29 protein-coding genes and 1 pseudogene are annotated in these 26,444 nt (G+C 54.5%); 17 read left to right on the forward strand and 13 right to left on the reverse strand.

Annotation, left to right across the window (positions count from 1 at the left end; translation table 11 throughout):
• Positions 1–13: 13 nt before the first annotated feature.
• From AC0IWZ_RS04450 to fepD, 5 genes are all read right to left on the reverse strand, one after another.
• Positions 14–343 (reverse strand): HigA family addiction module antitoxin, encoded by a 330-nt coding sequence (locus AC0IWZ_RS04450; protein WP_034493810.1) that lies wholly within the window; start codon positions 341–343, stop codon positions 14–16.
• Positions 344–375: 32 nt separating this feature from the next.
• Complete coding sequence (locus tag AC0IWZ_RS04455) at positions 376–690, reverse strand: type II toxin-antitoxin system RelE/ParE family toxin (protein WP_034493811.1); 315 nt, start codon at positions 688–690, stop codon at positions 376–378.
• 115 nt (positions 691–805) lie between these two features.
• Entirely contained in the window at positions 806–1,606 is an 801-nt protein-coding gene (gene fepC, locus AC0IWZ_RS04460) for an iron-enterobactin ABC transporter ATP-binding protein (protein ID WP_471678061.1), read from the reverse strand.
• Positions 1,603–2,595, reverse strand: a complete 993-nt coding sequence (fepG, locus tag AC0IWZ_RS04465; protein ID WP_471678059.1) for an iron-enterobactin ABC transporter permease — start codon at positions 2,593–2,595, stop codon at positions 1,603–1,605. The genes fepC and fepG overlap by 4 nt, the downstream gene beginning before the upstream one ends.
• Positions 2,592–3,599 carry a Fe(3+)-siderophore ABC transporter permease gene (fepD, locus tag AC0IWZ_RS04470; protein ID WP_034493814.1) on the reverse strand — a complete coding sequence of 336 codons (1,008 nt, stop codon included), beginning with the start codon at positions 3,597–3,599 and terminating at the stop codon, positions 2,592–2,594. The genes fepG and fepD overlap by 4 nt, the downstream gene beginning before the upstream one ends.
• Positions 3,600–3,711: 112 nt before the next feature.
• Between fepD and entS the strand changes: the two genes are divergently transcribed.
• A complete protein-coding gene (gene entS / locus AC0IWZ_RS04475) occupies positions 3,712–4,968 on the forward strand; it encodes an enterobactin transporter EntS (protein WP_471678057.1) in 1,257 nt (418 codons plus the stop codon).
• Here the strand turns inward: entS and fepB are convergent, their stop codons facing one another.
• The gene (gene fepB, locus AC0IWZ_RS04480; RefSeq protein WP_471678055.1) at positions 4,969–5,934 is read right to left on the reverse strand and encodes a Fe2+-enterobactin ABC transporter substrate-binding protein; all 966 of its coding nucleotides are present in this window, start codon (positions 5,932–5,934) and stop codon (positions 4,969–4,971) included. It lies immediately after the preceding gene.
• A gap of 83 nt (positions 5,935–6,017) precedes the next feature.
• On the opposite strand from fepB, the gene entC reads away from it, so the two are divergent.
• The 13 genes from entC to AC0IWZ_RS04545 all read left to right on the forward strand — a co-directional run bounded on the left by entC (position 6,018) and on the right by AC0IWZ_RS04545 (position 17,817).
• Entirely contained in the window at positions 6,018–7,223 is a 1,206-nt protein-coding gene (entC, locus tag AC0IWZ_RS04485) for an isochorismate synthase EntC (protein WP_471678053.1), read from the forward strand.
• Positions 7,224–8,840, forward strand: a complete 1,617-nt coding sequence (locus AC0IWZ_RS04490; protein WP_471678051.1) for a (2,3-dihydroxybenzoyl)adenylate synthase — start codon at positions 7,224–7,226, stop codon at positions 8,838–8,840.
• Between the two features lie 14 nt (positions 8,841–8,854).
• Complete coding sequence (locus tag AC0IWZ_RS04495) at positions 8,855–9,709, forward strand: isochorismatase (RefSeq protein ID WP_259268273.1); 855 nt, start codon at positions 8,855–8,857, stop codon at positions 9,707–9,709.
• A 2-nt stretch (positions 9,710–9,711) separates the two neighbouring features.
• Positions 9,712–10,464 (forward strand): 2,3-dihydro-2,3-dihydroxybenzoate dehydrogenase, encoded by a 753-nt coding sequence (dhbA, locus tag AC0IWZ_RS04500; protein ID WP_471678048.1) that lies wholly within the window; start codon positions 9,712–9,714, stop codon positions 10,462–10,464.
• Complete coding sequence (gene entH / locus AC0IWZ_RS04505) at positions 10,465–10,881, forward strand: proofreading thioesterase EntH (protein ID WP_471678046.1); 417 nt, start codon at positions 10,465–10,467, stop codon at positions 10,879–10,881.
• 252 nt (positions 10,882–11,133) lie between these two features.
• Positions 11,134–13,239, forward strand: a complete 2,106-nt coding sequence (gene cstA / locus AC0IWZ_RS04510; RefSeq protein WP_471678044.1) for a pyruvate/proton symporter CstA — start codon at positions 11,134–11,136, stop codon at positions 13,237–13,239.
• Between the two features lie 115 nt (positions 13,240–13,354).
• The gene (locus AC0IWZ_RS04515; RefSeq protein WP_034493861.1) at positions 13,355–13,552 is read left to right on the forward strand and encodes a YbdD/YjiX family protein; all 198 of its coding nucleotides are present in this window, start codon (positions 13,355–13,357) and stop codon (positions 13,550–13,552) included.
• Positions 13,553–13,567: 15 nt separating this feature from the next.
• The gene (locus AC0IWZ_RS04520; protein ID WP_034493848.1) at positions 13,568–14,590 is read left to right on the forward strand and encodes a CobW family GTP-binding protein; all 1,023 of its coding nucleotides are present in this window, start codon (positions 13,568–13,570) and stop codon (positions 14,588–14,590) included.
• Positions 14,591–14,708: 118 nt separating this feature from the next.
• On the forward strand, positions 14,709–14,807 hold the full coding sequence (ivbL, locus tag AC0IWZ_RS04525; protein WP_471678042.1) for an ilvB operon leader peptide IvbL: 99 nt from the start codon (positions 14,709–14,711) through the stop codon (positions 14,805–14,807).
• Positions 14,808–14,918: 111 nt separating this feature from the next.
• Positions 14,919–16,607: an acetolactate synthase large subunit gene (gene ilvB, locus AC0IWZ_RS04530; RefSeq protein ID WP_471678041.1), complete on the forward strand. Its 1,689-nt coding sequence runs from the start codon at positions 14,919–14,921 to the stop codon at positions 16,605–16,607.
• Positions 16,608–16,610: 3 nt separating this feature from the next.
• A complete protein-coding gene (gene ilvN, locus AC0IWZ_RS04535) occupies positions 16,611–16,892 on the forward strand; it encodes an acetolactate synthase small subunit (protein ID WP_034493851.1) in 282 nt (93 codons plus the stop codon).
• A gap of 269 nt (positions 16,893–17,161) precedes the next feature.
• Positions 17,162–17,425: an antitoxin gene (locus tag AC0IWZ_RS04540; RefSeq protein WP_034493852.1), complete on the forward strand. Its 264-nt coding sequence runs from the start codon at positions 17,162–17,164 to the stop codon at positions 17,423–17,425.
• Complete coding sequence (locus tag AC0IWZ_RS04545) at positions 17,425–17,817, forward strand: PIN domain-containing protein (protein ID WP_471678039.1); 393 nt, start codon at positions 17,425–17,427, stop codon at positions 17,815–17,817. The genes AC0IWZ_RS04540 and AC0IWZ_RS04545 overlap by 1 nt, the downstream gene beginning before the upstream one ends.
• Before the next feature lie 31 nt (positions 17,818–17,848).
• On the opposite strand, the gene AC0IWZ_RS04550 is transcribed toward AC0IWZ_RS04545, so the two are convergent.
• From AC0IWZ_RS04550 to AC0IWZ_RS04560, 3 genes are all read right to left on the reverse strand, one after another.
• Positions 17,849–18,598: an anti-sigma factor family protein gene (locus AC0IWZ_RS04550; RefSeq protein WP_471678037.1), complete on the reverse strand. Its 750-nt coding sequence runs from the start codon at positions 18,596–18,598 to the stop codon at positions 17,849–17,851.
• The gene (locus tag AC0IWZ_RS04555) at positions 18,595–19,044 is read right to left on the reverse strand and encodes an RNA polymerase sigma factor (protein WP_471679087.1); all 450 of its coding nucleotides are present in this window, start codon (positions 19,042–19,044) and stop codon (positions 18,595–18,597) included. Before AC0IWZ_RS04555 ends, AC0IWZ_RS04550 begins: the two co-directional genes overlap by 4 nt.
• 87 nt (positions 19,045–19,131) lie before the next feature.
• The gene (locus tag AC0IWZ_RS04560) at positions 19,132–19,665 is read right to left on the reverse strand and encodes a tetratricopeptide repeat protein (RefSeq protein WP_034493855.1); all 534 of its coding nucleotides are present in this window, start codon (positions 19,663–19,665) and stop codon (positions 19,132–19,134) included.
• Positions 19,666–19,823: 158 nt separating this feature from the next.
• Here AC0IWZ_RS04560 and AC0IWZ_RS04565 point away from each other — a divergent pair, with 158 nt between their 5' ends.
• From AC0IWZ_RS04565 to AC0IWZ_RS04575, 3 genes are all read left to right on the forward strand, one after another.
• Complete coding sequence (locus tag AC0IWZ_RS04565) at positions 19,824–20,252, forward strand: OsmC family protein (RefSeq protein ID WP_172895301.1); 429 nt, start codon at positions 19,824–19,826, stop codon at positions 20,250–20,252.
• A 214-nt stretch (positions 20,253–20,466) separates the two neighbouring features.
• Entirely contained in the window at positions 20,467–20,796 is a 330-nt protein-coding gene (locus AC0IWZ_RS04570; protein WP_471678035.1) for a type II toxin-antitoxin system RelE/ParE family toxin, read from the forward strand.
• Positions 20,786–21,088: a helix-turn-helix domain-containing transcriptional regulator gene (locus AC0IWZ_RS04575; RefSeq protein WP_034493857.1), complete on the forward strand. Its 303-nt coding sequence runs from the start codon at positions 20,786–20,788 to the stop codon at positions 21,086–21,088. The genes AC0IWZ_RS04570 and AC0IWZ_RS04575 overlap by 11 nt, the downstream gene beginning before the upstream one ends.
• A 47-nt stretch (positions 21,089–21,135) precedes the next feature.
• On the opposite strand, the gene lldD is transcribed toward AC0IWZ_RS04575, so the two are convergent.
• From lldD to AC0IWZ_RS04595, 4 genes and pseudogenes are all read right to left on the reverse strand, one after another.
• A complete protein-coding gene (gene lldD / locus AC0IWZ_RS04580; RefSeq protein WP_115630326.1) occupies positions 21,136–22,317 on the reverse strand; it encodes an FMN-dependent L-lactate dehydrogenase LldD in 1,182 nt (393 codons plus the stop codon).
• Complete coding sequence (gene lldR, locus AC0IWZ_RS04585; protein ID WP_172895299.1) at positions 22,314–23,099, reverse strand: transcriptional regulator LldR; 786 nt, start codon at positions 23,097–23,099, stop codon at positions 22,314–22,316. The genes lldD and lldR overlap by 4 nt, the downstream gene beginning before the upstream one ends.
• On the reverse strand, positions 23,099–24,754 hold the full coding sequence (gene lldP, locus AC0IWZ_RS04590) for an L-lactate permease (protein WP_034493860.1): 1,656 nt from the start codon (positions 24,752–24,754) through the stop codon (positions 23,099–23,101). Before lldP ends, lldR begins: the two co-directional genes overlap by 1 nt.
• A 305-nt stretch (positions 24,755–25,059) precedes the next feature.
• A pseudogene (locus tag AC0IWZ_RS04595) lies at positions 25,060–26,415 on the reverse strand (PepSY-associated TM helix domain-containing protein); the annotation flags it as partial.
• Positions 26,416–26,444 lie beyond the last annotated feature (29 nt).

Raw genomic sequence — 26,444 nt, forward strand, 5'->3', positions numbered from 1 at the left:
TCCACCGTTCATTTCATGCTGCACGAGTTTTACGTTTGAGCATTTCGCTGAGCGTTACGATGCGGCTGATTTCTTCCTGAGTACGGGGATCATTCTGGATCTCCCAGATATCCACATTCGTTTGCAGATTGAGCCAAAACTCCACTGAGGTTTCAAATACCTTTGCGAGTCTGAAAGCCATGTCAGTGGTGAGTTTACTGTTGTTATTTAAAAGTTTACTGACCGTGTTGCGATGGACCTGAAGCATATCAGCCAGATCGTTAATTCGCAGGCCTGTTGGTTCGAGATACTCATAAAGAAGCACGTCGCCGACAGAGGTTGGTTTACGTTGTGCCTGGACCATACTTAATCCTTATTGTGCGGTTATCGACCGATTCAACTGTGCCATCTGTAACTGTGATCATCGAGGTAAATATCGTGCGCTTTACTCTCTTGCCAGATGAAGATCAGTCTGTACTTGTTGTTGACTCGTATGGAAGAGTAGCCATTGAGCGGTGGCCTGAGATCTTCATAACGGTTGGCAGGAGGCGATCGTAAATCCTGCCTGGTCGCGGCGGCATTAATCAAATCTAGTTTTCGCGCCAGAACGCTGACGAGATCAGGAGGAATCTTTCTGTGTTGCCTGGTGAAAAGAAAGAAATCCTCAAGCCACGAGTCCCTGAAACTAACTATGGTGCGCATCTTTTCCATGATGCTAATTCCATCTGAGAAATCAGTGGGGCATTGAAACACGGATTGCATGCTTGCACAGTGCTAGTGTGCATCTTTGCGAGATGCTACGCAAACATTTTAACTATATTGATTTTCACCCACGCCCGAGCGGCACGACCAGCGGTGTATGCGCTACCGGATCTTCGATAATCATGCAGCGCAGGCCGTAAATCGCTTCGATAAGCTCGGGCGTGACAATCTCTGTCGGCGCGCCTTCAGCGATAATTTTGCCATCTCGCAGCGCGATTAAGTGAGTCGCGTAGCGGCAGGCCTGGTTCAAATCATGCAGCACCGCGGCAAGGGTAAAACCTTGCTTTTGGTTCAGGTCGCGCAGCAGTTCAAGCAAATCAATTTGATGGCTGATATCAAGCCAGGTGGTAGGTTCATCCAGCAACAGAATGGACGTTTCCTGCGCCAGCACCATCGCAATCCAGGCGCGCTGGCGCTGGCCGCCGGAAAGCGTATCAACGGGTTGGTCAGCCAAATCCTCAATATTCGTCGCTTTTAACGCCCGTTCTACCGCCTGTTTGTCTTCTTCTCGCCAGCGAGAAAACATCGGCTGATGTGGATATCGCCCACGCGCCACCAGTTCCGCTACGCTGATATCGCCCGGTGCGCTGGAGTTTTGCGCCAGCAAACCCACGCGGCGCGCCACTTCTTTGGTCGCAAAACGGTGGATTTCATTGCCATCGAGCCACACCTGGCCGTGCATTGGTTTCATCAGGCGGCTAAGGGTGCGCAGCAGCGTGGATTTCCCGCAGCCGTTGGGGCCAATAATGGCGGTGAATTTCCCGTCAGGAATGGCAACGGTCAGACCGTCGGCGACCACATGATTGCCATATCCCAATGTGAGCTGTTCGCCATGCAGGCGCGGTGGAGCGGAAATCTGGCTCATTTTTTACGGGACTCCTGAATCAACAAGGCAATTAAATAGATACCGCCGAGGCTTACCGTGACCACGCCAACCGGCAACTGATACGGCATGAAAAGATGTTGAGCGCACAAATCTGCCGCCAGTAATAACGCCGAACCACAGAGCGCTGATTGCAGTAAACCCCAACGCGAAGTGCCACTCAGGCGACGCGCAATGTGTGGGGCGACCAGGGCGACAAACGAAATCGGCCCGGCAAGTGCGGTGGCGGCGGCAGTCAGAATCACGCCGGTTAACATCAGCATCAGGCGCGAACGCTCAACTGAAACGCCAAGCGCACAGGCGCTGTCATCGCCCATCTCCAACAAGCGCATCCGCCGGACCAACAATCCACCAACGACCAACGCCAACAGCATTAATGGTGCGGCCGGGAAGATTTTCCCCCAGGTTAAACCATTGAGCGAACCGGCATTCCACAGCCCGGCGGAGATGGCCGTTTCAAGCGAGGCGTGCAGCAGTAACCAGGTATTAAACGCGACCAGCATCGCCCGAACGCCGATACCAATAATGATCAGGCGGAAAGTTTCGATGCCGTTACGCCACGCGAGCAGCCAGACCACCAGTGCGGTAACAACGCCGCCGACCATCGCAGAGGTAGCAATAGCGGTTTGATGCTGGCCGAATAGCACCATGGCCACCAGCACGCCACTCCAGGCTCCGGTGTTAAAGCCCATCACATCCGGGCTGCCGAGCGGGTTGCGCATCAGCGACTGGAAAATGGCACCGCTCACGCCTAATGCCGCGCCAATGAGTAGCGCCATCACCACGCGGGGCAAGCGCCATTCGACAACGACGAGTGAAACATTACGCGGTGCGGAACCGGCCAGCGCGTCAATCACCTGGCCTACCGAAAGCGGTAAAACGCCGCTGCCCAGGCTCCACACGCCTAACGCGCAACTGAACAGCAATAGCGCCAGGCTGACGAACAGTAAGCGAGGAGAGAGACGGGTCATGCATTCGCTCCTTTGCGTTGGCGGCGCACCAGATAAATCAGCATCGGCGCGCCAATAAACGCGCTAACCACCGACACCCGCAGTTCACCCGGCACCAGCAGGCGACCAACAATATCGGCGAACAGCAATAGCGCAGGCGTGGCAATCAGAGTGACGGGGAGCGACCAGCGGTGATCGGCTCCGACCAGCCAGCGCGAAAGATGCGGCATCATCAGGCCGATAAACGCAATCGGGCCAACGGCTGCCGTCGCGCTGCCACACAATAACGTGATGGCGATTAAACCGAGCAATTGAGTGCGTGCAACTTTGCTACCCAGCGCGGTGGCGGTGTCGGTTCCCATGCTCAGGCTGTTGAGTGAACGGCTTATAAACAGGGCAATGGCGCAGCCTGCCAGCACGGGCAACACGATGATTTTCAGCGTTTCGAGGGTGCGAATATCCAGCGTTCCGGCCTGCCAGAAACGTAACTGGTCGTAAACCACCGGGTTAAGCAGTGCGATGCCGTTGCTGAGGCCTTCCAGCACGGCGGCAAGCGCAACGCCCGCCAGTGTTAAACGAACCGGGCTGAGTTGCCCGCCGCCCTGGCTTCCGGTAAATGCCACCACCAGGGCTGCGCACAGCGCACCAGCAAAGGCCATGCCGAGCAGGGCAATCGGTGAAGAAAAACTCCAGACCGCCGCGCCTAATACAATGGCAAAACTGGCCCCGGCATTGACGCCAAGCAGGCCGGGGTCGGCAAGGGGATTACGTGTCAGAGTTTGCATCAGCGCCCCGGCAAGGCCGAGTGCGCCACCTGCCAGAATGCCTGCCAGCGTGCGCGGAAGGCGAGCGTCGAGCACGATAGTGCAATCAGCACTTCGGCATTGACCGCTGAACGCATTGATAACGACCTCAACAGGCAGAGATTTTGCCCCAATAAGCAGACTCATCACCGCCATTAAGAGCAACAGCAAAAACAGAATCAGCAGCGTCACAACGCGTGTTGATGGCCGTGGAAATAACATAAATCCCTTTCATGAAAATTAATGATAGTTATTATCATTATCACTCTTATTTGTTTATGTTAGCATGAGCCGCCTCGCACCCGGAAAGAAAAATTCGCTTTAAGGCCCTGTAATGAACCGCAATTCTTTGCTGCTAAATCTCAGTTTGCTCAAGACTCATCCCGCTTTTCGCGCCGTCTTCCTTGCTCGCTTTATTTCCATTGTCTCACTGGGGTTACTCGGCGTTGCCGTTCCGGTACAAATCCAGACGCTGACCGGCTCCTCGCTGCAAGTCGGCCTCGCGGTGACGCTCACCGGCAGTGCGATGTTTATCGGCCTGATGATGGGCGGGGTGCTGGCTGACCGTCATGAACGCCGCCGTCTGATTTTGCTCGCCCGCTCCACGTGTGGCGTCGGTTTTATTGGCCTGACGATTAACGCCGCGTTGCCGGAACCTTCGCTGGCGGCGATTTACTTGCTTGGCGTGTGGGATGGATTCTTTGGCGCACTGGGCGTGACGGCACTTCTGGCGGCGACTCCTGCGCTGGTTGGGCGTGAAAATTTAATGCAGGCGAGCGCGATAACCATGCTCACCGTGCGCCTGGGTTCAGTGATTTCACCCATGATTGGCGGACTGCTTCTGGCGTCAGGCGGTGTGGTATGGAACTACGCGCTGGCTTCCGTCGGCACGTTTATCACGTTATTGCCGCTGCTGAGTTTGCCGAAGCTGGCACCGCCGCCGCAGGCGCGTGAAAACCCGCTGCTCTCGTTGTGGAACGGGCTGCGTTTCCTGGTCGGCCATCCGGTTATCGGCGGCATTGCGTTAGTCGGCGCGCTGCTGACGATGGCGAGTGCGGTGCGCGTGTTGTATCCGGCACTCGCCGGGCACTGGAATATGAGTGCGGCGCAAATCGGCCTGATGTACGCCGCCGTTCCGCTGGGGGCGGCAATCGGCGCGTTGACCAGCGGGCGTATCGCGCATCACGTTCGCCCGGGCATGATTATGCTGGGGACGGGAATCGTGTCGTTTATCTCCATTGGGGTCTTTAGCCTGATGCCGGTTTGGGGGCTTGGGCTGGCGTGCCTCACGCTGTTTGGCTATCTCAGCGCTATCAGCTCATTACTGCAATACACCTTAATTCAGACGCTGACGCCGGACGGGATGTTAGGGCGCATCAACGGTTTATGGACGGCGCAGAATGTGACGGGCGATGCGATAGGGGCGGCGATTTTAGGCGGGATGACGGTGGCGTTAACGCCAGTCGCAGCAGCGAGTTACGGCGGTTTAGCATTGACGTTGTGCGGCGTGGTATTGGCGATTGTGTTGGTGCAATTGCGCGGTTATTTGCAAGCCGCCCCGGAGCAAACCGAAGCGGCAACCGTCAAATAGCTACTTACTGGCAAACAACTGGCTCATCCGCTCCAGAATTTGCGTGGCGCTGTAATAATCCAGGCGGAAGGTTTCGGTGCCCAGCGCGTACACACGCTTATTCTGCACGGCAGGAATGTGTGAAAGCAGCGGGTTAGTTTCAAGCGCGGTGGCGTCTTTCTCATCGCTGGCGAACAGGAACAGGCTTTCACCGTTCAAACCGGCAGCCAGATTTTCACCACCCAATTGCACGATATCGTGACGTTTCCCCATGCTTTGGCTGGCATGAACCGCCACCGGCAAAGTGGATAACGTGAAGCCAAGCTGCTGGAGCAATTTCCCTTGCGCAGATTCTTGCGTCCAGAGGTTTGCCGAGCGTGAAGCTGGGGTGTAAACGAGTGCTGTGACGGGCTGCGGTGGCAGCGTCATATGCATTTTGGACTCGCTCAATTGCTTGTCAAAACTGGCAATTCTTGCGGCGGCTTGCTTTTCATGCCCGGTGATTCCGCCCAACTGCGTGAGCAACTGCTGCCAGCTTTTATCGTCGTAATTGATGACCAGCGTTGGGGCAATGGCAGAGAGTTGATCGTAAAGGGCGAGGGCAGAATCACCGCCGGTGGCGCTAATTAAAATCAGATCCGGCATTTGCGCGGCCACCGCTTCGGCGCTTGCTTCACCAATGTACAAACGCTGAACATTGCGTGCTTTCGCGACATCGCCCCACTGGCGCAGGAAACCTTGTGAATCCGCCATGCGATTTCCAGGCGTGGTTGCACCGCTTGCGACCACAGGCGCGTCAATCGCCAGCAGCGAGCCGGTTAACGTCACGCTGGTTGACACAATGCGCACTGGTGCTTGTTCAAATGTGTGCGAGCCGTGGCTGTCGGTAATGGTTCTTGGCCAGTCGGCGGAATGGGCGAGGTGACTCAAACTCAATAATACGAGTGTGGGAATTGTTAAAAAAAATTTAGCCTTTGTTGACAGCATGTCCTTTTCTCTTTAGGTTACGACACCGAAAAGCAAATGATAATCATTATTACTATCTTTTGTCATGTTTTTACGGAGGATGCATGGAAACGTCAATGGCGAAGCCGCCACAAGAAAAGCAGCTTACATCCACGCCAGGGCAAGCGGTGAAGCATTGTGCAGACAGTTTTTTCTTTATGTCGCCTTACCGCAGTTTTTCCACAAGCGGCTGCTTTACCCGTCTGGATACCCCGGCGCTAGACGGCGCACATTCCCATGGTCATCTGCAAACTCAGTTGCGCGAAGCATTCGACAACGCCCGCAAGCACGGCATCGAAAAGCCTGTTGTCGTAGGGGCTATCCCATTTGACCCGCGCCAGCCTTCCGCATTATTCATCCCCGAAAGCTGGCAGCCGTTTTCACGCGCACAGCATCAGGATGCGGCTTGCCAAAAACGCGGCGGCCAGGCGCTGAATATTGCCTCGCGCCAGGCGATTCCTGAACAAGAAAAATTTATGGAAATGGTAGCCCATGCCGCCACCGCTACCGCCCAGCCGGATATTGATAAAGTGGTGCTCTCGCGCCTGATTGATATTGAAACCGATGCGGTTGTTGATCTCGACGTGCTGCTTAATCGCCTGATAAGCCAGAACCCGACCAGCTATAACTTCCACGTGCCGTTGCCGGATGGCAGTTCGCTGGTCGGCGCCAGCCCGGAATTGCTGTTACGCAAATCAGGCAAGAATTTCAGCTCCTTGCCACTCGCGGGTTCGGCGCGTCGTGATAAAGATAATATCCAGCGCGACAGCGAAATTGGCGCGCAGTTACTGCGTTCCACCAAAGACCGCCACGAACACGGCCTGGTAACGCAAGCGATGCATGATGTTTTGCTGCCGCGTAGCCAGTATTTAACGCTTTCCGACACGCCTGAATTAATCACCACGCCGACCTTATGGCACCTCGCCACGCCGATTTACGGCCAAATTAAAGACAGCCAGGACAACGCACTTTCTCTGGCTTGCCTGTTGCACCCGACGCCTGCGTTAAGTGGCTTCCCGCATGAAGCAGCACAAAAACTCATTGCCGAGCTTGAGCCGTTTGACCGTGAACTGTTTGGCGGGATTGTCGGCTGGAGCGACGCCGAGGGGAATGGTGAGTGGGTGGTGACGATTCGCTGCGCGCGCGTCGGCGGTAAGCAAGTGCGACTGTTTGCAGGCGCAGGCATCGTTCCTGCGTCATCGCCCGAATCAGAATGGCGCGAAACCGGCGTCAAACTTTCCACCATGCTCAACGTTTTTGGAATTAAATAAATGGCTATCGAATTTACCCGCTGGCCGGATGACCTGGCTGCCCGCTACCGCGAAAAAGGCTACTGGGCGGATTTACCGCTGACCGATATTCTCACCCGCCAGGCCAAAAATGACGCGATTGCGTTAATTGAAGGTGAGCGCCATTACAGCTACCGCGAGCTGGAACTGGCCGCTACTCGCCTGGCGTGTGCGCTAAAACGACGCGGCCTGAGCAATGGCGAAACCGCGCTGGTGCAGTTGGGCAACGTGGCGGAGTTATATATCACGCTGTTTGCGCTGCTGAAAATTGGCGTGGCTCCGGTGAACGCGCTGTTCAGCCATCAGCGCACTGAAATGGAAGCATATGCCCGCCAAATTGAACCGGCGGTGGTGATTGCCGATCGCAAACACAATTTGTTCGCCCACGATGATTTCCTTGATGCGCTGTGCCAACAAAATCCCTCGCTGCGCATGGCGGTATTGCTTAATGAAAACGATCGCGAACGTTCGCTGAGCGCATTGATCGGCGAGCCGGAAGAGAACTTTGTCGCCACCCCATCGGCGGCTGACGAAGTGGCTTTCTTCCAGCTTTCCGGCGGCAGCACCGGCACGCCAAAACTGATTCCACGCACGCACAACGATTACTACTACAGCATTCGCCGCAGCGTGGAAATCTGCCGTTTTGATGCCAATACCCGTTTCCTGTGCGCGATTCCCGCGGCGCATAACTACGCGCTGAGTTCGCCGGGTTCGCTGGGCGTATTTTACGGCGGTGGGCGCGTGGTGCTGGCAAACGACCCAAGCGCGACGCTCTGCTTCCCGCTGATTGAACGCCACCAGATAAACGTCACCGCGCTGGTGCCGCCTGCTGTCAGCCTCTGGCTGCAAGCGATTGGCGAGTGGGGCAGCAATAAATCCCTCGCATCTTTAGAACTGTTGCAAGTGGGCGGCGCACGTTTAAGCGAAGCGCTGGCTGCACGCATTCCGGCAGAAATTGGCTGCCAGCTACAGCAAGTTTTCGGCATGGCTGAAGGGCTGGTGAACTACACGCGCCTGGATGACGACAATGAGCACATCTTCAAAACCCAGGGTGTACCGATGTGCCCGGACGATGAAGTTTGGGTGGCAGATGAAAATGGTAATGCGTTGCCGCACGGTGAAGTGGGCCGCCTGATGACGCGCGGGCCGTACACCTTCCGTGGCTATTACCGCAGCCCGGAACACAACGCCAGTGCCTTTGATGCCAACGGTTTCTACTGCTCGGGCGACCTGATTTCTATTGCCGAAGACGGTTACATCACGGTTCAGGGGCGCGAGAAAGATCAGATCAACCGTGGCGGAGAAAAGATCGCCGCTGAAGAGATCGAAAACCTGTTACTGCGCCACGAAGAGATCGTTCATGCCGCGCTGGTTTCGATGGAAGACAGCCTGCTGGGCGAGAAAAGCTGCGCGTTTATCGTCGGCCTGCGTCCGTTCCGCGCCGTAGAGATTCGCCGTTATCTGCGTGAACTCGGCATTGCGGACTTCAAACTGCCCGATCGCATTGAAATCGTTGAAAACCTGCCGCTGACTGCGGTGGGAAAAGTGGACAAAAAACGTTTGCGCCAGTTGATTGCTGATAAGCAACTGGCTTCCTGATAGACGGAGAATTTATGGCTATTCCAAAACTGAACGCATACACCTTACCGACGGCTGCCGACATCCCGGAAAACAAAGTGAATTGGGCGTTTGAGCCTGAGCGTGCGGCGCTGCTGATTCACGATATGCAGGAATATTTCATTGATTTCTGGGGCGATAATTGCCCGATGATCCAGCAGGTTATCGCTAACATCGCTGCGCTGCGCGATTACTGCAAACGCCACAACATTCCGGTCTATTACACCGCGCAACCTAACGCTCAAAGCGATGAAGATCGTGCGCTGCTGAACGACATGTGGGGACCGGGTTTAAACAAACATCCTGAGCGTCAGAAAGTGGTCGCGGAACTTGCGCCAGACGAGCACGACACTGTGCTGACCAAATGGCGCTACAGCGCGTTTATCCGCTCGCCGCTGGAACAAGTGTTAAAAGAAACGGGCCGCAATCAGCTGATTATTTGCGGCGTGTACGCCCATATCGGCTGCATGACGACGGCAACCGACGCGTTTATGCGTGATATCAAACCGTTTATGGTGGCCGATGCGCTGGCAGATTTCAGCCGCGAAGAACACATGATGGCGCTCAAATACACCGCAGGCCGTTCCGGGCGCGTGGTGATGACGCGTGATTTATTGCCGGAAGCGGCACCGCAGAATAAAGAGCAACTGCGTGAACTCGTGCTGCCATTGCTTGATGAATCCGACATTCCGCAAGATGACGAAAACCTGATTGATTACGGTCTGGATTCGGTGCGCATGATGGCGCTGGCGGCTCGTTGGCGCAAAATTCACACGGATATTGATTTCGTGATGCTGGCGAAAAACCCGACGATCGACGCCTGGTGGGCGCTGCTGTCGCGGGGTTCCTGAGCATGAACATCGACTTTAGTGGCAAAACCGTTTGGGTAACTGGCGCGGGAAAAGGCATCGGCTATCACACCGCAAGGGCGTTTAGCGACGCCGGGGCGACCGTCGTCGGCCTCGATCTGGCCTTCCCGCTGGAAGTCTATCCATTTGAAACTGAAGTGTTAAACGTGGCGGATGCCGAACAGGTTGCCGCCGTTACGCAGCGTTTATTGAGCAACGAGCCACAGCTTGATGTACTGGTGAATGCGGCAGGAATTTTACGCATGGGGGCGACGGACGCGCTGGCGTTGCAGGACTGGCAGGATACTTTTGCCGTAAACGTAGGCGGGGCGTTTAATTTGTTCCGCGCCGTCATGCCGCGTTTGCGCGAACAGCAAAGTGGGGCGATTGTCACCGTCGCATCGGACGCGGCCCACACGCCGCGCACCGGAATGTCGGCGTATGGCGCATCAAAAGCGGCGCTGAAAAGCCTGGCGTTAACGGTCGGCCTGGAGCTGGCACCGTTCGGCGTGCGTTGTAATGTGGTGTCGCCCGGTTCGACCGATACCGATATGCAGCGCACGCTGTGGAAAACGCCGGATGCCGAGCAGCAGCGCATTCAGGGATTCCCGGATCAGTTCAAACTGGGCATTCCGTTGGGCAAAATCGCGCGTCCGCAGGAAATCGCCAGCACCATTCTGTTCCTCGCCTCATCGCACGCCAGCCACATTACATTGCAGGATATTGTGATTGACGGCGGCGCTACGCTGGGAGCCTGAATGAGTCTCTGGAAACGGCAGTTATCGCTCGACGAGCTAAACCAAACCAGCGCCGGAACGATGGTTGAGCATCTCGGTATTGTTTACACACGCATGGACGACGAAAGCCTGGAAGCGGAAATGCCGGTCGATAACCGCACCCAGCAGCCGTTTGGTTTGCTGCACGGCGGCGCGTCGGTGGTGCTGGCGGAAACCCTCGGGTCGATGGCGGGATTTATGACGACCACTGACGGGCAGTGCGTGGTGGGAACGGAGATAAACGCCAGCCATCATCGCGCTGTTGCATCCGGGTCAGTGCGCGGCGTATGCAAACCGCTGCATCTTGGGAAGACTTCCCAGGTGTGGGAAATTGCCATCTTCGACGCGCGCGGCAAGCGGTGTTGCACGAGTCGGTTGACGACGGCGACGATAGGGTGAATTTGTGGTGGATGACGTCTGGCGGCTTATCCACCCTACAAAACCGCATGTCATTCGTAGGTCGGATAAGCGCAGCGTCATCCGGCAGCTTTTCTCCCCCGCCGCACCCCGCATCGTGATCTCCTTAACAAGCTGATGTAAAGACCTGGTCAAACCACTCCATTCTCTCGTTTCAATATTGTTAAATCCACGTGCTTGATCTAGAACAAATCGGTAACACCTCTGCTTCTGGTCTACACATGGAAAACAAAGATGAATAATCCAGGGAAACACCTCATATGGGCTGTGCTTGCACTGATCGGTGCATTCGCGCTCGGCTATATCGCACTCAATCGTGGCGAACAGATAAACGCATTATGGATTGTGGTTGCTGCAATCTGCGTCTACCTCATCGCTTATCGTTACTACGGCTTGTTTATCGCTAAACGAGTATTAACCGTTGATGCCACTCGTATGACGCCAGCCGTGCGCCATAACGACGGGCTGGACTATGTTCCGACCGACAAGAAAGTGCTGTTCGGTCACCATTTTGCTGCGATTGCGGGGGCGGGGCCGCTCGTCGGGCCGGTGCTTGCCGCGCAAATGGGGTATTTGCCAGGCATGCTTTGGCTGTTGGCGGGTGTGGTGTTGGCCGGCGCAGTACAAGATTTTATGGTGCTGTTTGTCTCGACGCGCCGCGATGGGCGTTCGCTGGGCGAACTGGTCAAAGAAGAGATGGGCAACACTGCGGGCGTCATCGCGCTGGTGGCCTGTTTCATGATTATGGTCATCATCCTCGCGGTGCTGGCGATGATCGTGGTGAAAGCGCTGACTCACAGCCCGTGGGGCACCTACACCGTGGCGTTTACCATCCCGCTGGCGCTGTTTATGGGGGTCTACATCCGTTACCTGCGCCCAGGCCGCATTGGCGAAGTGTCGGTAATTGGCCTGGTGATGCTGGTCTTCGCGATTATCTCCGGCGGTTGGGTAGCCGAAAGTCCAACCTGGGCGCCGTACTTCGACTATACCGGCGTGCAACTGACCTGGATGCTGGTGGGTTACGGTTTTGTGGCGGCGGTATTGCCGGTCTGGCTACTGCTTGCGCCGCGTGATTACCTCTCTACCTTCCTGAAAATCGGCACCATTATCGGCCTGGCGATTGGCATTTTGATCATGCGTCCAACGCTGCAAATGCCTTCGTTGACCAAGTTCATTGATGGCACCGGCCCGGTCTGGACCGGCGACCTGTTCCCGTTCCTGTTTATCACGATTGCGTGCGGCGCGGTTTCTGGCTTCCACGCGCTGATTGCTTCTGGCACCACGCCGAAGATGCTGGCTAATGAAAACCAGGCTTGCTTCATCGGTTACGGCGGCATGTTGATGGAATCGTTTGTGGCGATTATGGCGCTGGTGGCGGCTTGTGTTATCGACCCAGGCGTGTACTTCGCGATGAACAGCCCGCTGGCGGTTCTGGCTCCGGCGGGCACCACAGACGTGGTGGTTTCTGCTGCAAGCGTAGTCAGCAGTTGGGGCTTCCAGATTACCCCGGAAACCTTGACTCAAATTGCCAACGACGTGGGCGAGCAGAGCATTATTTCACGTGCGGGTGGCGCACCAACGCTTGCGGTCGGGATGGCGTACATTCTGCACGGGGCGCTGGGCGGCCTGATGGATGTGTCGTTCTGGTATCACTTCGCCATTCTGTTTGAAGCGCTGTTTATTCTGACGGCGGTCGATGCGGGTACACGTGCGGCGCGCTTTATGCTGCAAGACTTGCTGGGCGTGATCTCGCCGGGACTTAAACGGACTGACTCGCTGCCGGCAAACTTGCTGGCGACGGCACTTTGCGTAATGGCGTGGGGTTACTTCCTGCACCAGGGCGTGGTTGATCCGCTCGGCGGGATTAACACCCTGTGGCCGCTGTTTGGTATCGCCAACCAGATGCTGGCGGGTATGGCGTTGATGCTGTGCGCGGTAGTGCTATTCAAGATGAAGAAGCAGAAATACGCCTGGGTGGCGCTGGTGCCAACCGCGTGGTTGCTGATCTGTACCTTGACGGCGGGCTGGCAAAAAGCGTTCAGCCCGGATGCAAAAGTAGGCTTCCTGGCGATTGCTAACAAGTTCCAGGCCATGATCGACAGCGGCAATATTCCGGCGCAATACACCAAATCGCAGCTTTCGCAGTTGGTGTTTAACAACCGTCTGGATGCCGGGTTGACCATCTTCTTTATGGTGGTTGTGGTGGTGATTGGTCTGTTTGCGATTAAAACCGCAATGCAGGCGCTGAAGTCAGACCTGCCAACCGCGAAAGAAACGCCTTACGAGAAGATGCCGGAAGACGTTGAGCAGATTGTTGCGCAGGCGAAGAGCGCGCATTAAGTCAGTATTTCCCTCACCCCGGCCCTCTCCCAAAGGAGAGGGAGAAAACCGGATAGTACCCTCTCCCTGTGGGAGAGGGGTAGGGTGAGGGCACCCAACAACACTGGAGCCAAACATGTTCGACACACTCGCCAAAGCAGGCAAATATCTCGGCCAGGCCGCGAAGCTAATGGTTGGCGTGCCTGATTACGACAACTATGTACAACACGTGCGCCTGACGCATCCTGAACAGACGCCGATGACCTACGAAGAGTTTTTCCGCGAGCGTCAGGATGCACGCTACGGCGGCAAAGGCGGCGCTCGCTGCTGTTAATCTAAGGAATATGACATGAATCAAGCGGTATCTGTCACTCTGTTAACGGGCTTTCTTGGCTCAGGGAAAACCACACTTCTTAACTACTTTCTCGCCCACAACGACAACCAACCTGTTGCGATTCTGGAAAATGAATTCGGTGCGGTAAACATCGACGGCGCGCTGCTCAAAGGCGGGGATAACGTCAACGTGGTGGAGTTAAGTAACGGCTGCGTGTGTTGTAGCGTTCGCGGGGAATTCACTGCCGCATTACGAGAAATGTTGGCAAAACGCGCGGCGGGACAACTCAATTTTGAACGCCTGATTGTGGAAACCACCGGCCTTGCCGACCCCGCGCCCATCGTCCAGACCTTCTTTGTTGATGAATATCTGCGTGAAGCGTTGCGCCTTGATGCCGTGATCGCGTTGGCCGATGCGGAACATATTTCGCGCCAGTTAGATGAACATGCGGTGGCGGCCTCGCAGCTCGGTTTTGCCGATCGAATTTTACTGACCAAAGCGGATCGTGTTGACGAAGACACCAAACTCCAGGCGCTGGAAAGGATTCATCGGATCAACAACAAAGCGGATCTTTTTGAGATAGTGAACGGCGAATGCCCGGCCGATTTATGGCTCGATCTCGATGCATTTGAGCTTACGGATAGCATTGAAACGACCGCCGGATTTCGGGTTATCCGTGCCGACGCCGACCATCCCGTTAGCTTCCAGCCATTTCGTAAAGCGTCTGCAAAACGCTCCTGGGACGACGCTATTCAGGCTCACGTCTTTGATGCGGGATTGTTGGATGTGAAGAAAATAGGCGCATTTATGGAAAGCTGCATCGCACGTTTTGGCAACGACATGTTGCGCTATAAAGGCGTGCTGGCAATTGACGGCAACCCGCAACGGCTGATTGTGCAAGGCGTCCACAAAGTCGTGGGTTTTGATTATGGTTCGGTCTGGCACCCTACTGAACAGCGGGTTTCAAGGCTGGTCATCATCGGACGTTATCTGCCGATTGACGAATTAAAACGTGAATTCGCTGCAACGGCTATTTAAGTGCTGTGATCTGGTGCACGTTTTTTTGCTGAGACAAATAAAGCTGTTGTGTGAAACGAGGCTGTGTGGTTGTATAAATTTCGACGTTAAAAACGCACAACACATATTCAGGACCCTAATGACTACATTCACTCGCAACACTGGCCTACTACTAACCGCGCTACCAGCCGCGGTGGTCGTCGTGTGTGTGGTGGTGGTCGCAGGCTTAGCGCCGTAGGGTCTGAATCAACGTATCGATTCCAAAACCCCGCCGGCGCAAACCGGGCGGGGTTTCTTGTTTTAGTCCCCCGGCCAAAAGCGAAACGGCATAAGAAGAAGGACTGGAGCAATGGCAATATCGGAAAACCCACCGCAAGCAAACCGCATTACGGGCGCACAGTTGATTGTGCAATTGCTTGAACATCATGGCATTACCACCATCAGCGGTATTCCCGGTGGCACAGTCCTGCCGCTTTATAATGCACTGAGCCAAAGCCAAAAAATTCGTCATATTCTGGCGCGTCACGAACAAGGCGCAGGCTTTATGGCACAAGGCATGGCACGAACCCAGGGCAAAGCCGCGGTGTGTATCGCGTGTAGTGGCCCGGGTGCTACAAACCTGGTTACCGCCATCGCCGATGCGCGCCTCGATTCCATCCCGCTGGTCTGCATCACTGGGCAAGTGCCGAAATCCATGATTGGCACCGATGCATTCCAGGAAGTCGACACCTACGGCATCTCCATTCCCATTACCAAACACAACTATTTAGTACGCGATATCGCCGAACTGCCGCAGGTGATTTGCGAGGCGTTCCGCATTGCTGAGTCAGGCCGCCCAGGGCCGGTATGGATTGATATTCCAAAAGACGTACAGACCGCTGAAATCGACATCAGCGAGTTGCCAGCGGTGTGTGCGCCGACCCCTGCGCCACAATTTGATGCTCAACAAATTTCTGATGCCGCCGCGATGATTAACCAGGCGCAGCGCCCGGTGCTGTATCTCGGTGGCGGGGTGATTAATGCTCATGCGGATGCGCGTGCGCTTGCTGAGAAAGCGAATTTGCCCACCACGATGACGCTCATGGCGCTCGGCACGATCCCGGCTAAACACCCATTATCTCTGGGCATGTTGGGGATGCATGGCGCACGCAGCACCAATTTTATTTTGCAGGAAGCGGACTTGCTGATTGTTCTGGGCGCGCGTTTTGACGACCGGGCAATTGGTAAAACCGAAGAATTCTGCCCGAATGCGAAAATCATTCACGTCGATATCGACCGCGCCGAGTTGGGCAAAATCAAACAAGCGCATATCGCTATTCGCGCCGATGTGGGCGAAGTGCTGGAACAATTACTGCCAAAAGTTAACGCGCAACTGCGCCAGCAGTGGCTGCAACAGGTCGCTGGTTTGCAGCAGGAATTTCCATTCAACATGCCGGGCGCTGACAACCCGTTGACGCCATACGGCCTGATCAACGCGGCGGCGGCGTGTGTGGATGATGAAGCGATTATCACAACCGACGTTGGGCAGCACCAAATGTGGGTGGCACAGGCTTATCCGCTGAACCGTCCACGCCAGTGGCTGACTTCCGGTGGTTTAGGGACGATGGGCTTTGGCCTGCCAGCGGCAGTTGGCGCGGCGCTGGCGGAACCCAATCGCAAAGTGCTGTGTTTTACCGGCGATGGCAGCATCATGATGAATATTCAGGAAATGGCGACCGCTGCCGAACATAACCTGGATGTGAAAATTATCCTGCTGAACAACCAGGCACTGGGACTGGTACATCAACAACAAACGCTGTTCTATCAACAAAATGTCTTTGCCGCGACCTATTCCGGCCAAACTAACTTCCTGAAAATTGCCGAAGGTTTTGGGCTGCAAACCTGCGATTTGAACGCCGCCGAAAACCCACAAGCTGCGTTACAAGAAGCTATTTCGCGCCCAGGCCCATGCCTGATTCACGTGCGCATTGATGCCAGCGAAAAAGTATTCCCGATGGTGCCGCCAGGCGCTGCCAATATTGAGATGATTGGAGAGTAAGCCATGCAACAACTAACTGTTATTCTTGAACTTACTGTGCGCAACCATCCGGGCGTGATGTCTCACATTTGCGGCTTGTTTGCCCGCCGCGCTTTTAACGTTGAAGGGATCCTCTGTCTTCCGCTCCCGCAGGGCGACCAGAGCCGTATCTGGCTACAGGTGGCAGACGACCAGCGTCTTGAGCAAATGATCAGCCAAATCGACAAACTTGAAGATGTGGTGCAAATCAAACGTGACGCAGACGGTGCACAAGTGTTTGGCAAACTGACGGCTTTAGTGCAATAACCTGGCGGCTGGCGGAGAGATTTTTCCCTCCGCCAACATGCTAAATTGCGAGATCCCTTCAATTAATTTTGGTCTAAATGTACGTGTTTCATTTCCTGCGGAAACCTCCTGGCACAATCAAAATCTACTCTGAAAAAAAACAGGCAAGTGTCGCTGAAACGCGTTAGTTTTTGCCTGTCGTTTATTCTTTCTTCTTACGAATCCCTGTTGGCTAAAATCAGCAGAAGGCATATGCTTTGGCATAGGCTATATTTTGTAGGGAGAAGGGAATGGAACGTATCGCGAAGATTTTTAAAAATGGCAGGAACCAGGCGGTGAGGTTACCGGTGGAATTCGAATTCGATACCGACAGGGTTTATATCCGACAAGACAAGGAAGGCAATGTGATTCTTTCAAAAAGACCAGCAAAACCAGATAACTGGGATAACGTTATCTCTCTGATTGCAAAAGCGCGTGTGCCAGATAACTTCCTGGATGCAGAAGAACGCAATCAGCCTCCTGCGGACAGAGATCCTTTTGCAGGAATTAAGTAATGGTCTGGATGCTGGATACCAATACGGTCAGTTATTTTTTACGCCGACATCCACAGGTCATGGCGAAGATTTCAAACATTCCGCCTTCCAGAATTGTGATTTCAAGTATTACGGAGGCGGAGCTGCTTTTTGGCGTGGCAAAACGGCAAAATAAAACCCTGAAGGCAGCAGTTATGGGCTTTCTTGATACTGTATCGGTGTACCCATGGGACAGCGCAGCGGCTGAAACGTACGGTAAACTCAGGGCGAGTCTGGAGAAAAAAGGCCAGGTGATGGGCACGTTAGACATGTTGATTGCGGCTCACGCATTCAGTGAAAAAACCACTATTGTGACCAGCGACCGCGCATTCCATAGTGTGGTAGGGCTACGCGCGGAAGACTGGACTGTCTAACGTTGATTTCCCGGACGTAAAAGCACGCGAATCAGGTGCCGATACCGTGCTGCAACCGTTCGGCAATTTCGCTCATTTTTGCAGGTGTTTCGTGGCCAATCACCATAAACTGGTGTGACTGACTCGCCCAGTAAACAATATTCATGTCCAGACGTTGTTCGCTTTGTGCATTTATCGCGTTTCCGGTTTGCCGGGTAATACACAGTGCCAGCGGGCCAGTACTTTCAAGCCAGGTAATTTGCGCGATGCGCCGATCTTCGTAGGCCAGAACACGAGCGTTTTTCAGCGTGGCATTGGGCAGAGCAAGGCTTGCGGCGGCGAGCGTAACGCCGAGCTGCGTTTCGGTAACTTTCAACTGCGCATCGAGAGCCTGCGGAGTTGGCGTTTCAGCCAGTGTTTCTGGGGTGTAAAGCGCCATATATTGCGCCACTAATTCGCGCCAGTTTTCCTCCGGTTGCGAAAAGTGCAGAAACACCCGATCGCCAATTACGCCTAACGCCAGGAAGCTTACGGCGGCGGCAATTAAATTGCGTCTTGAGACGTTGTGATTTTTGCGAAATTCTGCAGAAAACTGCTGTTGTAAGTGTTCATCAGGAGCCAGCTCCAGCAAAGGCTCAAAAGCGGATTTGAAAGGAAGATTGCTGCGTTCGAGCAGCGCCAACCGCTGCGCCAGCGCGTCGTCTGCGATTAGCTGGTTTTCCAGATCTTTGCGCTGCGTTTCACTTAGCTCATTATCCAGATATGCCACCAGCATTTCGTCCGTGTTGAGGGGAAGACTCATTGTTTCTCTCCTTTGAATTGCGGCGAACTGGCCTGGAGCGCGGTGTCCTGCGCGAGGGTGAGGCGAGCGGTGGCAAGACGGCTCATCACCGTCCCGACAGGGACATTCAGTACGACGGCAGCCTCCCGGTAAGACAACTCTTCCACGTAGACCAAAAACACGGTATTGCGCTGGGCTTCGGGTAGGCGATTCACCCGCTTCATCACATCATTTGACCAGATGGGGTCGTCGCTGTGTTCTTCACCGACCAGTTCATCCACATCGACAAAACCTTGCCCACGGCGAATTTGCTGCGCCCTAACTTCATTAATCCAGATCGAATGCAATATCGAAAACAGCCAGCGGTCCATACGACTGCCAGCAATAAATTGCGGGGCGCGTTCCAGCGCCCGCACACAGGTAGCCTGCACCAAATCATCCGCCACATCCCGCCGGTGGGAAAGCACCAGGCCATAGCGCCACAAGCGGGAAAGGTATTGGGCAATTTCTTTGCGTATCGTTTCGCTGCTGATTTTTGCCTCCACAGGCGAATATCAGGACTCCGGATGACCGTCGATGGCGGCTGCCAGGTCACGATATTCTTCGCAGCCTGTACCGCATAAGGTTTTGATGGTCGCCAGTTGTTCACGCGCCAGGTCAGGACGGTTTTTTATCATGTAGGCTTCACCCAGATACTCACGAACTTTTGGATATTTGGGATCAAGCGCGACAGATTTTAAATAATAGCTGATGCCTTCATCGGTGCGGCCCAGCTTGCGGGTGGCATATCCCCGATAATTCAGCGCTTCGGCTGTATTCGGGTCTTGCAGGGTGTTGAGCATCTCCAGAGCCTCTTGATAACGACCCGCTTTTGCCAGCGCGTAAGCGTAATCAGTACGGGCTTCGTCACCTATCATCCCGCCCTTATCGACCATGCAAGTTTTGGTTTTTTGATCGTAAATTTGCCCTTTGGGGCAGGTTGGTGGCGTGGGTTCATCGCTGCTGCCACCCATGGCCTGGGCGTAGCCTGAAAGTAAAAATACGCTGCTTACAACAGCGGGTAACAAAAAACGAGAAAAATGGTTCATGGCAAAATCCTCATCGTGTTCGGTATGCAGTGAACATTCGAGAGCGATGATTTATTCGATTTATTTTTACGTTACGAAAGGATTGCTCTTAGTTACCAGGCGAAGACGTATCCAACTCCTATACTTGTGGTTTGTGTCAATAAAACAGGAGCGCAGATATGACGATTCATAAGAAAGGGCAAGCACACTGGGAAGGCGACATTAAACGCGGTAAGGGCACCGTGTCCACCGAAAGCGGGGCGCTAAAGCAGCAACCCTATGGTTTTAATACCCGTTTTGAGGGTGTACCCGGAACCAATCCAGAAGAGCTAATCGGTGCAGCGCACGCGGCATGTTTCTCCATGGCGCTGTCGTTGATGTTGGGCGAAGAGGGTTACACCGCAGAAAGCATTGATACCACCGCTGATGTTTCACTGGATAAAACCGACGGCGGTTTTGCTATCACCAAAATTGCGCTAACCAGCACAGTAAAAGTGCCAGGTGCCGATAGCGCCAAATTCGACCAAATCATTCAAAAAGCCAAAGCCGGTTGCCCGGTATCACAACTGATGAAAGCTGAAATCACGTTGGACTACAAACTTAACTGATAATCAATATGTGTTGCCTTCGGTAAATTCTGGAGGCAACACCATGCCATTTTTCTCCATGCTGGAAGGCATGCCGCAAAGCTGAAACTCCCTCTCGAACATCCCTGCCAATTTTCCTTTCTATGCCATAGCCTGCATCCCCAAGCGATTATTTTGCTCAAAATAAAGTCATTGACTGATGTGGTATAAAAGCTACACTCGAGAGGTTTCAAGGATGAATATCATTAAGTACTTCAAACTGCAAAACGGTAAGACGCCCTTTAATGAGTGGTTAAGAGCATTAAAGGATGCGCGGGCGAAATTTAAAATTGTGCGGCGTATCGACCAGTTGGCGCTCAATAACCCTGGCGACCATAGGCATTGCAGGCAAGGTGTATGGGAAATGCGAATTGATGAAGGTCCTGGTTATCGGATTTATTACGCACATGAGGGCAAGGACACTTACCTGTTATTGCTCGGTGGCGATAAACGCAGGCAGCAAGCGGATATCGATCAGGCAGTGGTATGGTGGCAAGAACATCTGGAGTCAGAAAATGAAATTTAACGAGTTCGACCAAACAGTGATTGAAATGCTTCAAGAAGACCCCGCCTTTGCCGTTGAATATATCAAAGGGGCATTTGCGGGTCTGGATGAACAGAACGGTGAAGTGTTATTCCTGCTGGCTTTACGTCGTCTCGTTGAAGCTCGAGGTGGGGTGAGCAAAATTGCAGCCGAAACCAAACTGAACCGCGAAACTCTCTACAGAACGCTTTCCGCACGCGGCAACCCGACTATTAGCACCACCAAAAAAATCATTAATGCAGCTGGGATCCACTTTGCTGAATTAACGGGGTAAACAAAAAGCTCGCCACATTGTGCAATGGTGCGAGCACTTTTCTTTCTCTAAAAACCAACCGCCATGCCTTGCGGCGAAAGGATATCTTTCAGACCTTCGCGCACCAGCATCTCCTGGCTGATTTCGGCGATGGATTTTGCACCCGTTAGCGTCATGGCCACGCGCATCTCTTTCTCGATCAAGTTCAGTAAATTGGTAACGCCAGCCTGGCCGTGAGTCGCCAGCGCATAGAGATAGGCGCGGCCTAACAGACAAGTATCGGCACCCAGAGCAATCATGCGCACCACGTCCAGACCGCTGCGGATCCCGCTGTCAGCGAGGATCGCGATATCGCCTTTTACCGCGTCGGCAATAGCAGGCAGGGCGCGGCAAGACGAGAGCACGCCGTCGAGCTGGCGGCCTCCGTGGTTGGAAACCACAATGCCATCGGCACCAAATCGCACGGCATCTTTGGCGTCTTCAGGGTCGAGAATACCTTTAATGATCATCGGGCCGTCCCAGAACTCACGGATCCACTCCAGGTCACTCCAGGAAATTGACGGATCGAAGTTATTCGCCAGCCAGCCAATGTAATCTTCCAGCCCGGTCGGTTTGCCCAGGTAAGTCGAGATGTTGCCTAAATCATGCGGGCGACCATTCAGACCCACATCCCACGCCCACTGCGGGTGCGTCACCGCTTGCCAGTAGCGGCGCAGGGCGGCGTGTTGCCCGCTCATGCCGGAGTGGGCGTCGCGGTAACGAGCGCCTGGCGTTGGCATATCGACGGTAAACACCAGTGTCGAACAGCCCGCCGCTTTGGCTCTTTCCAGCGCATTACGCATAAAGCCACGGTCTTTCAAAACATAAAGCTGGAACCACATTGGGCGGTCAATGGCCGGAGCGACTTCTTCAATCGGGCAGACGGAAACGGTGGAAAGCGTAAAAGGAATGCCTTTTGCCGCCGCCGCTTTTGCCGCCTGGACTTCACCACGACGGGCGTACATCCCACATAGCCCAACGGGAGCCAGTGCGACCGGCATCGACAACGTTTCGTTAAACAGTTTGGTTTCAAGGCTCAGTGCCGACATATTTTTTAAAACGCGCTGCTTTAACGCCACTTCTGCCAGGTCATCAACGTTACGTCGCAGCGTGTGTTCGGCATACGCCCCACCGTCGATATAATGGAACAGGAAGGGTGGCAGGATGCGCTTTGCAGCGGCACGGTAGTCACTTGCAGCAGAAATAATCATGGATTTTCGTCCCTTATTACGTCGGTGTCTTCATCAGGCAGGCGGCTGATTCGCGCCTGTCGGGCTTCGTCTTCATGCAGGGTTTTTATCGTGGTATGGACAAACCCGAGGTGCGTTTTTGCAGCCAGGCGTGCGCGCTCGGGGTCGCCTGCCAGAATGGCCTGCAACAGTTCGTTATGTTGTTCGGTGAGTCCGGCAAAAATAGTCGGCACGGTGTACATGCGTTGGCGGCTGTGCATCACGGAGGATTGCAGCAGGTCAAAAAATCCACGCATCGTCTGGAGCAGCACGATGTTGTGCGAGGCCTCGGCAATCGCCAGGTGAAAACGCACATCCGCCTGCGCGGCCAGATCCGGATCGTCGCTTTCTTTGAACTTCACCGTGGCATCAAAGCAGGCGATGAGTTTCTCTTTGTCGGCGGGGGTGGCACGCTGAGCGGCATACCAGGCGGTGCTGGCTTCTATCGCATGGCGGGCTTCCAAAATGTCGTAGCGATAGTTCGGATCGTTCTCAACCAACGTTTTGAGTGGCTGAACAATGCGTTGCTCGGACCAGGCCTGAACTTCGTAACGTACAAAAGTCCCGCCGCCGCGACGGCTAATCAAAATGCCTTCGCTGATCAGTTTTTGAATCGCCTCGCGAAGAGAGGAGCGCGAAACGCCCATCTCGGTGGCAAGCTGGCGTTCGGCGGGCAACCGCATGCCCGCCTCCAGTTTACGTTCACTAATTAAGGCTTTTACGCGCTCAACTAAATGGTCAGCCAGGCGCGGTTGAGTCGTCATTAAGGGATCATCCAGGTTAAGACATAGGCCTGAAGCGTGGTGATGACGCCGACCATGCAGGTGAAAATTAAGCTGTGTTTGACGGTGAAGCGGAACAAGTCCGATTCCCGGCCCACTAAACCTACCGCGGCGCAGGCAATCGCAATCGACTGCGGTGAAATCATCTTCCCGGTCACGCCCCCGGTGGTGTTAGCGGCAACCAGCAACAAATCTGACACGCCAATTTGTTGTGCTGTCGTGGCCTGTAAGGCGGCGAACAAAGCGTTTGATGATGTATCGGACCCGGTCAGGAATACGCCCAGCCAACCGAGGAATGGCGAGAAGAAAGTAAATGCGTGGCCGGTGTGCGCCAGTGCCAGCGCAAGCGTTGCCGAAAGGCCGGAATAGTTCGAGATAAAGGCGAAGGCCAGCACCATGCCGATGGAGTAAATCGGCAGCGCTAATTCTTTGAGCGTTTCACCGAAGGTTTCGATGGCGGCTTTCGGTTTCATGCGCAGATAAACGATGGAGATAAGTGCGGCAACCAGAATTGCGGTGCCGGTTGCGGAGAACCAGTCAAATTTATACACCGCCGCGTAGGCCATGCTTTCGGCGACAACCGGTGGCATTTTGGCGACCATTTTGTCCAGATATGGCACCGAGACGTTAAATACCCAATCGGCCATTGCACCGCCCGGTGCGAACAGCGCTTTAAACGGTGGAATGCTCCACAGCGTTACGGTTGCTGTCAGGAAAATAAACGGCATCCAGGCACGAACCACCTGGCCTGCGGTGTAATTTTTGCGAGCCAGCGTCTGGTCTGTGACTGATGCGCCGACATCGCCAAAGCGGAAGATGCGAACCGGCTTCCAGACGCGCAAGAAAGCCGTCAAGCAAACCAAAGAAACCAGTGAAGAGATGATATCCGGCAGTTCCGGGCCTAAGAAGTTGGAGCTGAGAAATTGCGCGATGGCAAACGAGCCGCCCGCCACGATAACCGCAGGCCAGGTTTCTTTCACGCCGCGCCAGCCATCCATGATAGCCATAATCCAGAACAGCACGATCATCGTCAGGAACGGTAGCTGGCGGCCAACCATCTGCCCGATTTCAAAACTGTCCAGCCCGGTCACCTGGCCTGCAACAATAATCGGGATCCCCATCGCGCCAAATGCGACGGGCGCGGTGTTGACGATCAGGCATAATCCTGCTGCGTACAGCGGGTTAAAACCCAGCCCAACCAGCAAGGCGGCGGTGATGGCGACCGGAGCGCCAAATCCCGCAGCCCCTTCCAGAAACGCGCCAAACGAGAAACCGACAATCAGCATTTGCAGGCGCTGGTCTGGCGTAATGGAGAGAATCGACGAGCGGATAATATCGAATTGCCCGGTCTTCACCGAAATTTTGTAGACGAATACCGCAGCGATAATAATCCACGCAATCGGCCATAAGCCGTAGAAGAAGCCGTAAACCACTGACGACAATGCGCGGTCAACCGGCATGCGATAGAAAAAGAGCGCCACGAGTAACGCCAGGCCCACGGTAATCGTGGCGGCGGTGTAGCCCTTCATCCGCAGTTTTATCAGTGCGAAGAAGAAGAAAATAATCGGAATTGCAGCGATGAGACTTGATAGCCAAATGTTACCTGCGGGGTCGTAAACTTGTTGCCAGGCTTGCATGCAGGACTCTCCAGAACGTGATGTGCTTATTATTTTTTGCCTGATTGGTAGGACCAATGCGGCAATGTAGGGTAGTTAATGCGTAAAGGTTAATCTTTTGTTAATCATTAGCAATGGTTGTGTTGTGCATTTTGTCAGTAAGCGTGAGGTGGTCACGTTTTGGAAGGGATTGGTAGGACCAATATTTTGGCGGGCCCTCACCCCGGCCCTCTCCCCCAGGAGAGGGGGAAAACCGGACAATCCCCTCTCCCTTAGGGAGAGGGTTAGGGTGAGGGGGAAAACTACGAAACCTGCAATTTCAATGTGCTCTTGCGCCAGCGCACGACATCCGCAGCAATAAACAGAAGCAGACTCACACCCATGACGGGCAAGCAGTAGCCAAATACCGCCGCGATTAACACCATGGCTGCACGCCAGAAGCCAGGTAGCGCCAGCCACGCCTCGCTCAGCGTTTGTGCGGGATTGCTCGCAGAAGTCGCCGGGCGTTTTAACCACCACATCCGGTATCCGAGAAGAATCATCGCGCACAGACCAAAGCCGAAGGCGGCGAGTAACAGCTGGTTTGCCAGGCCAAACAGCACGCCCATATGCGCATCAATTCCCCAGCGTGTGAGTTTTGCAACCAGCGGAAAATCGGCGAAAAACGTTCTGTCGATGACTTTAAAACTGTGGGGATCGACCGCTGCGGTATCGACATGCGTTGGCCAGGTGCGGTCAATTTCAGTCACCGTCCAGGCTTTATCGGCGGCACGAGGAGGGCGAATTTCTATTTTGTGCGACTCGATTCCTGCTGCGCGAGCGGCAAGCAGAACGCGATCCCAACTGTCATCTGCGGCATCGGGCATCACCATTCCCGGCATCATGCCGTGATGTTCGGCATGGGGATCGTGGTGCTGATGGCCGGTTTGCGGTGCCAGGGACGTATTCACCTGCGGCGTCATCCAGCCCAGCGAACTGCGCATTTTGTCGATATTGCCACCTGCCCACTGCGACCAGGTCAGCCCGGTCGCGGAGAAAAATAACAGGCCAAGCAGTAACGTTGCACCGAGGGTGATGTGCCAATGGCGTGCTTTGCGTTGCGGGGTGTGTCGCACTTTTAGCTTTCGTTTCGGACGTGAAGTCAGCCACAGCACCACACCACCCAGGGCGGCAACCCACAGCCAGGATGCTGCCAGTTCGCTGTAAATTCGCCCAATATCTCCGAGCAATAATCCACGGTGGAATTGATCAATCCAGGTACGTAACGGTAGCACGCCGCTGGTGCCGTACACCGTCATATCGCCCTGAATGGCCAGTGTGGAAGGAGAGACAAAAATGGCTCTGGACTCAGATTCTCCCAAAGCAGAATCGGCAAATTGCACGCGGGTGGTGTCTCCGGGTTCAGGTGCCGGGCGTATCGCGTAAATAGTCGCTTCTTCGCCAATATAGTGACGAGCCGCCGCTATTTGCTGCGAAAGCGAGTAGTTTTGACCTGAGTCCTGAGTGTGGAGCGCGTCATGATAAAGCGCGTTCTCAATTTGCGGCGTTAAAACGTATAACGTGCCGGTGAGGGCCGCGACGAAAATAAACGGGCCGACAAACAGGCCAATATAGAAATGCAGGCGACGCAAAAGCGTCAGCAGCGCGCCACGGTAGGCGAGCTGAGATTGATTCACAGACATGATAATCCTCTGTCGTTAAAAGAAGTGTG

Source organism: Buttiauxella sp. AC142, assembly GCF_979253435.1.

Bases quoted from the DNA above. Each gene is read 5' to 3' on its own strand.
- AC0IWZ_RS04520 (WP_034493848.1), top strand. From the start codon at position 13,568: ATGAATCAAGCGGTATCTGTCACTCTGTTAACGGGCTTTCTTGGCTCA.
- lldR (WP_172895299.1), bottom strand. From the start codon at position 23,099: ATGACGACTCAACCGCGCCTGGCTGACCATTTAGTTGAGCGCGTAAAA.
- AC0IWZ_RS04570 (WP_471678035.1), top strand. From the start codon at position 20,467: ATGAATATCATTAAGTACTTCAAACTGCAAAACGGTAAGACGCCCTTT.
- fepC (WP_471678061.1), bottom strand. From the start codon at position 1,606: ATGAGCCAGATTTCCGCTCCACCGCGCCTGCATGGCGAACAGCTCACA.
- AC0IWZ_RS04455 (WP_034493811.1), bottom strand. From the start codon at position 690: ATGGAAAAGATGCGCACCATAGTTAGTTTCAGGGACTCGTGGCTTGAG.
- AC0IWZ_RS04545 (WP_471678039.1), top strand. From the start codon at position 17,425: ATGGTCTGGATGCTGGATACCAATACGGTCAGTTATTTTTTACGCCGA.
- fepG (WP_471678059.1), bottom strand. From the start codon at position 2,595: ATGACCCGTCTCTCTCCTCGCTTACTGTTCGTCAGCCTGGCGCTATTG.
- AC0IWZ_RS04550 (WP_471678037.1), bottom strand. From the start codon at position 18,598: ATGAGTCTTCCCCTCAACACGGACGAAATGCTGGTGGCATATCTGGAT.
- AC0IWZ_RS04450 (WP_034493810.1), bottom strand. From the start codon at position 343: ATGGTCCAGGCACAACGTAAACCAACCTCTGTCGGCGACGTGCTTCTT.
- ilvN (WP_034493851.1), top strand. From the start codon at position 16,611: ATGCAACAACTAACTGTTATTCTTGAACTTACTGTGCGCAACCATCCG.
- ilvB (WP_471678041.1), top strand. From the start codon at position 14,919: ATGGCAATATCGGAAAACCCACCGCAAGCAAACCGCATTACGGGCGCA.
- AC0IWZ_RS04575 (WP_034493857.1), top strand. From the start codon at position 20,786: ATGAAATTTAACGAGTTCGACCAAACAGTGATTGAAATGCTTCAAGAA.
- lldD (WP_115630326.1), bottom strand. From the start codon at position 22,317: ATGATTATTTCTGCTGCAAGTGACTACCGTGCCGCTGCAAAGCGCATC.
- entS (WP_471678057.1), top strand. From the start codon at position 3,712: ATGAACCGCAATTCTTTGCTGCTAAATCTCAGTTTGCTCAAGACTCAT.
- entH (WP_471678046.1), top strand. From the start codon at position 10,465: ATGAGTCTCTGGAAACGGCAGTTATCGCTCGACGAGCTAAACCAAACC.
- AC0IWZ_RS04495 (WP_259268273.1), top strand. From the start codon at position 8,855: ATGGCTATTCCAAAACTGAACGCATACACCTTACCGACGGCTGCCGAC.
- AC0IWZ_RS04490 (WP_471678051.1), top strand. From the start codon at position 7,224: ATGGCTATCGAATTTACCCGCTGGCCGGATGACCTGGCTGCCCGCTAC.
- lldP (WP_034493860.1), bottom strand. From the start codon at position 24,754: ATGCAAGCCTGGCAACAAGTTTACGACCCCGCAGGTAACATTTGGCTA.
- AC0IWZ_RS04515 (WP_034493861.1), top strand. From the start codon at position 13,355: ATGTTCGACACACTCGCCAAAGCAGGCAAATATCTCGGCCAGGCCGCG.
- AC0IWZ_RS04540 (WP_034493852.1), top strand. From the start codon at position 17,162: ATGGAACGTATCGCGAAGATTTTTAAAAATGGCAGGAACCAGGCGGTG.
- fepB (WP_471678055.1), bottom strand. From the start codon at position 5,934: ATGCTGTCAACAAAGGCTAAATTTTTTTTAACAATTCCCACACTCGTA.
- ivbL (WP_471678042.1), top strand. From the start codon at position 14,709: ATGACTACATTCACTCGCAACACTGGCCTACTACTAACCGCGCTACCA.
- fepD (WP_034493814.1), bottom strand. From the start codon at position 3,599: ATGTTATTTCCACGGCCATCAACACGCGTTGTGACGCTGCTGATTCTG.
- cstA (WP_471678044.1), top strand. From the start codon at position 11,134: ATGAATAATCCAGGGAAACACCTCATATGGGCTGTGCTTGCACTGATC.
- entC (WP_471678053.1), top strand. From the start codon at position 6,018: ATGGAAACGTCAATGGCGAAGCCGCCACAAGAAAAGCAGCTTACATCC.
- AC0IWZ_RS04560 (WP_034493855.1), bottom strand. From the start codon at position 19,665: ATGAACCATTTTTCTCGTTTTTTGTTACCCGCTGTTGTAAGCAGCGTA.
- AC0IWZ_RS04565 (WP_172895301.1), top strand. From the start codon at position 19,824: ATGACGATTCATAAGAAAGGGCAAGCACACTGGGAAGGCGACATTAAA.
- dhbA (WP_471678048.1), top strand. From the start codon at position 9,712: ATGAACATCGACTTTAGTGGCAAAACCGTTTGGGTAACTGGCGCGGGA.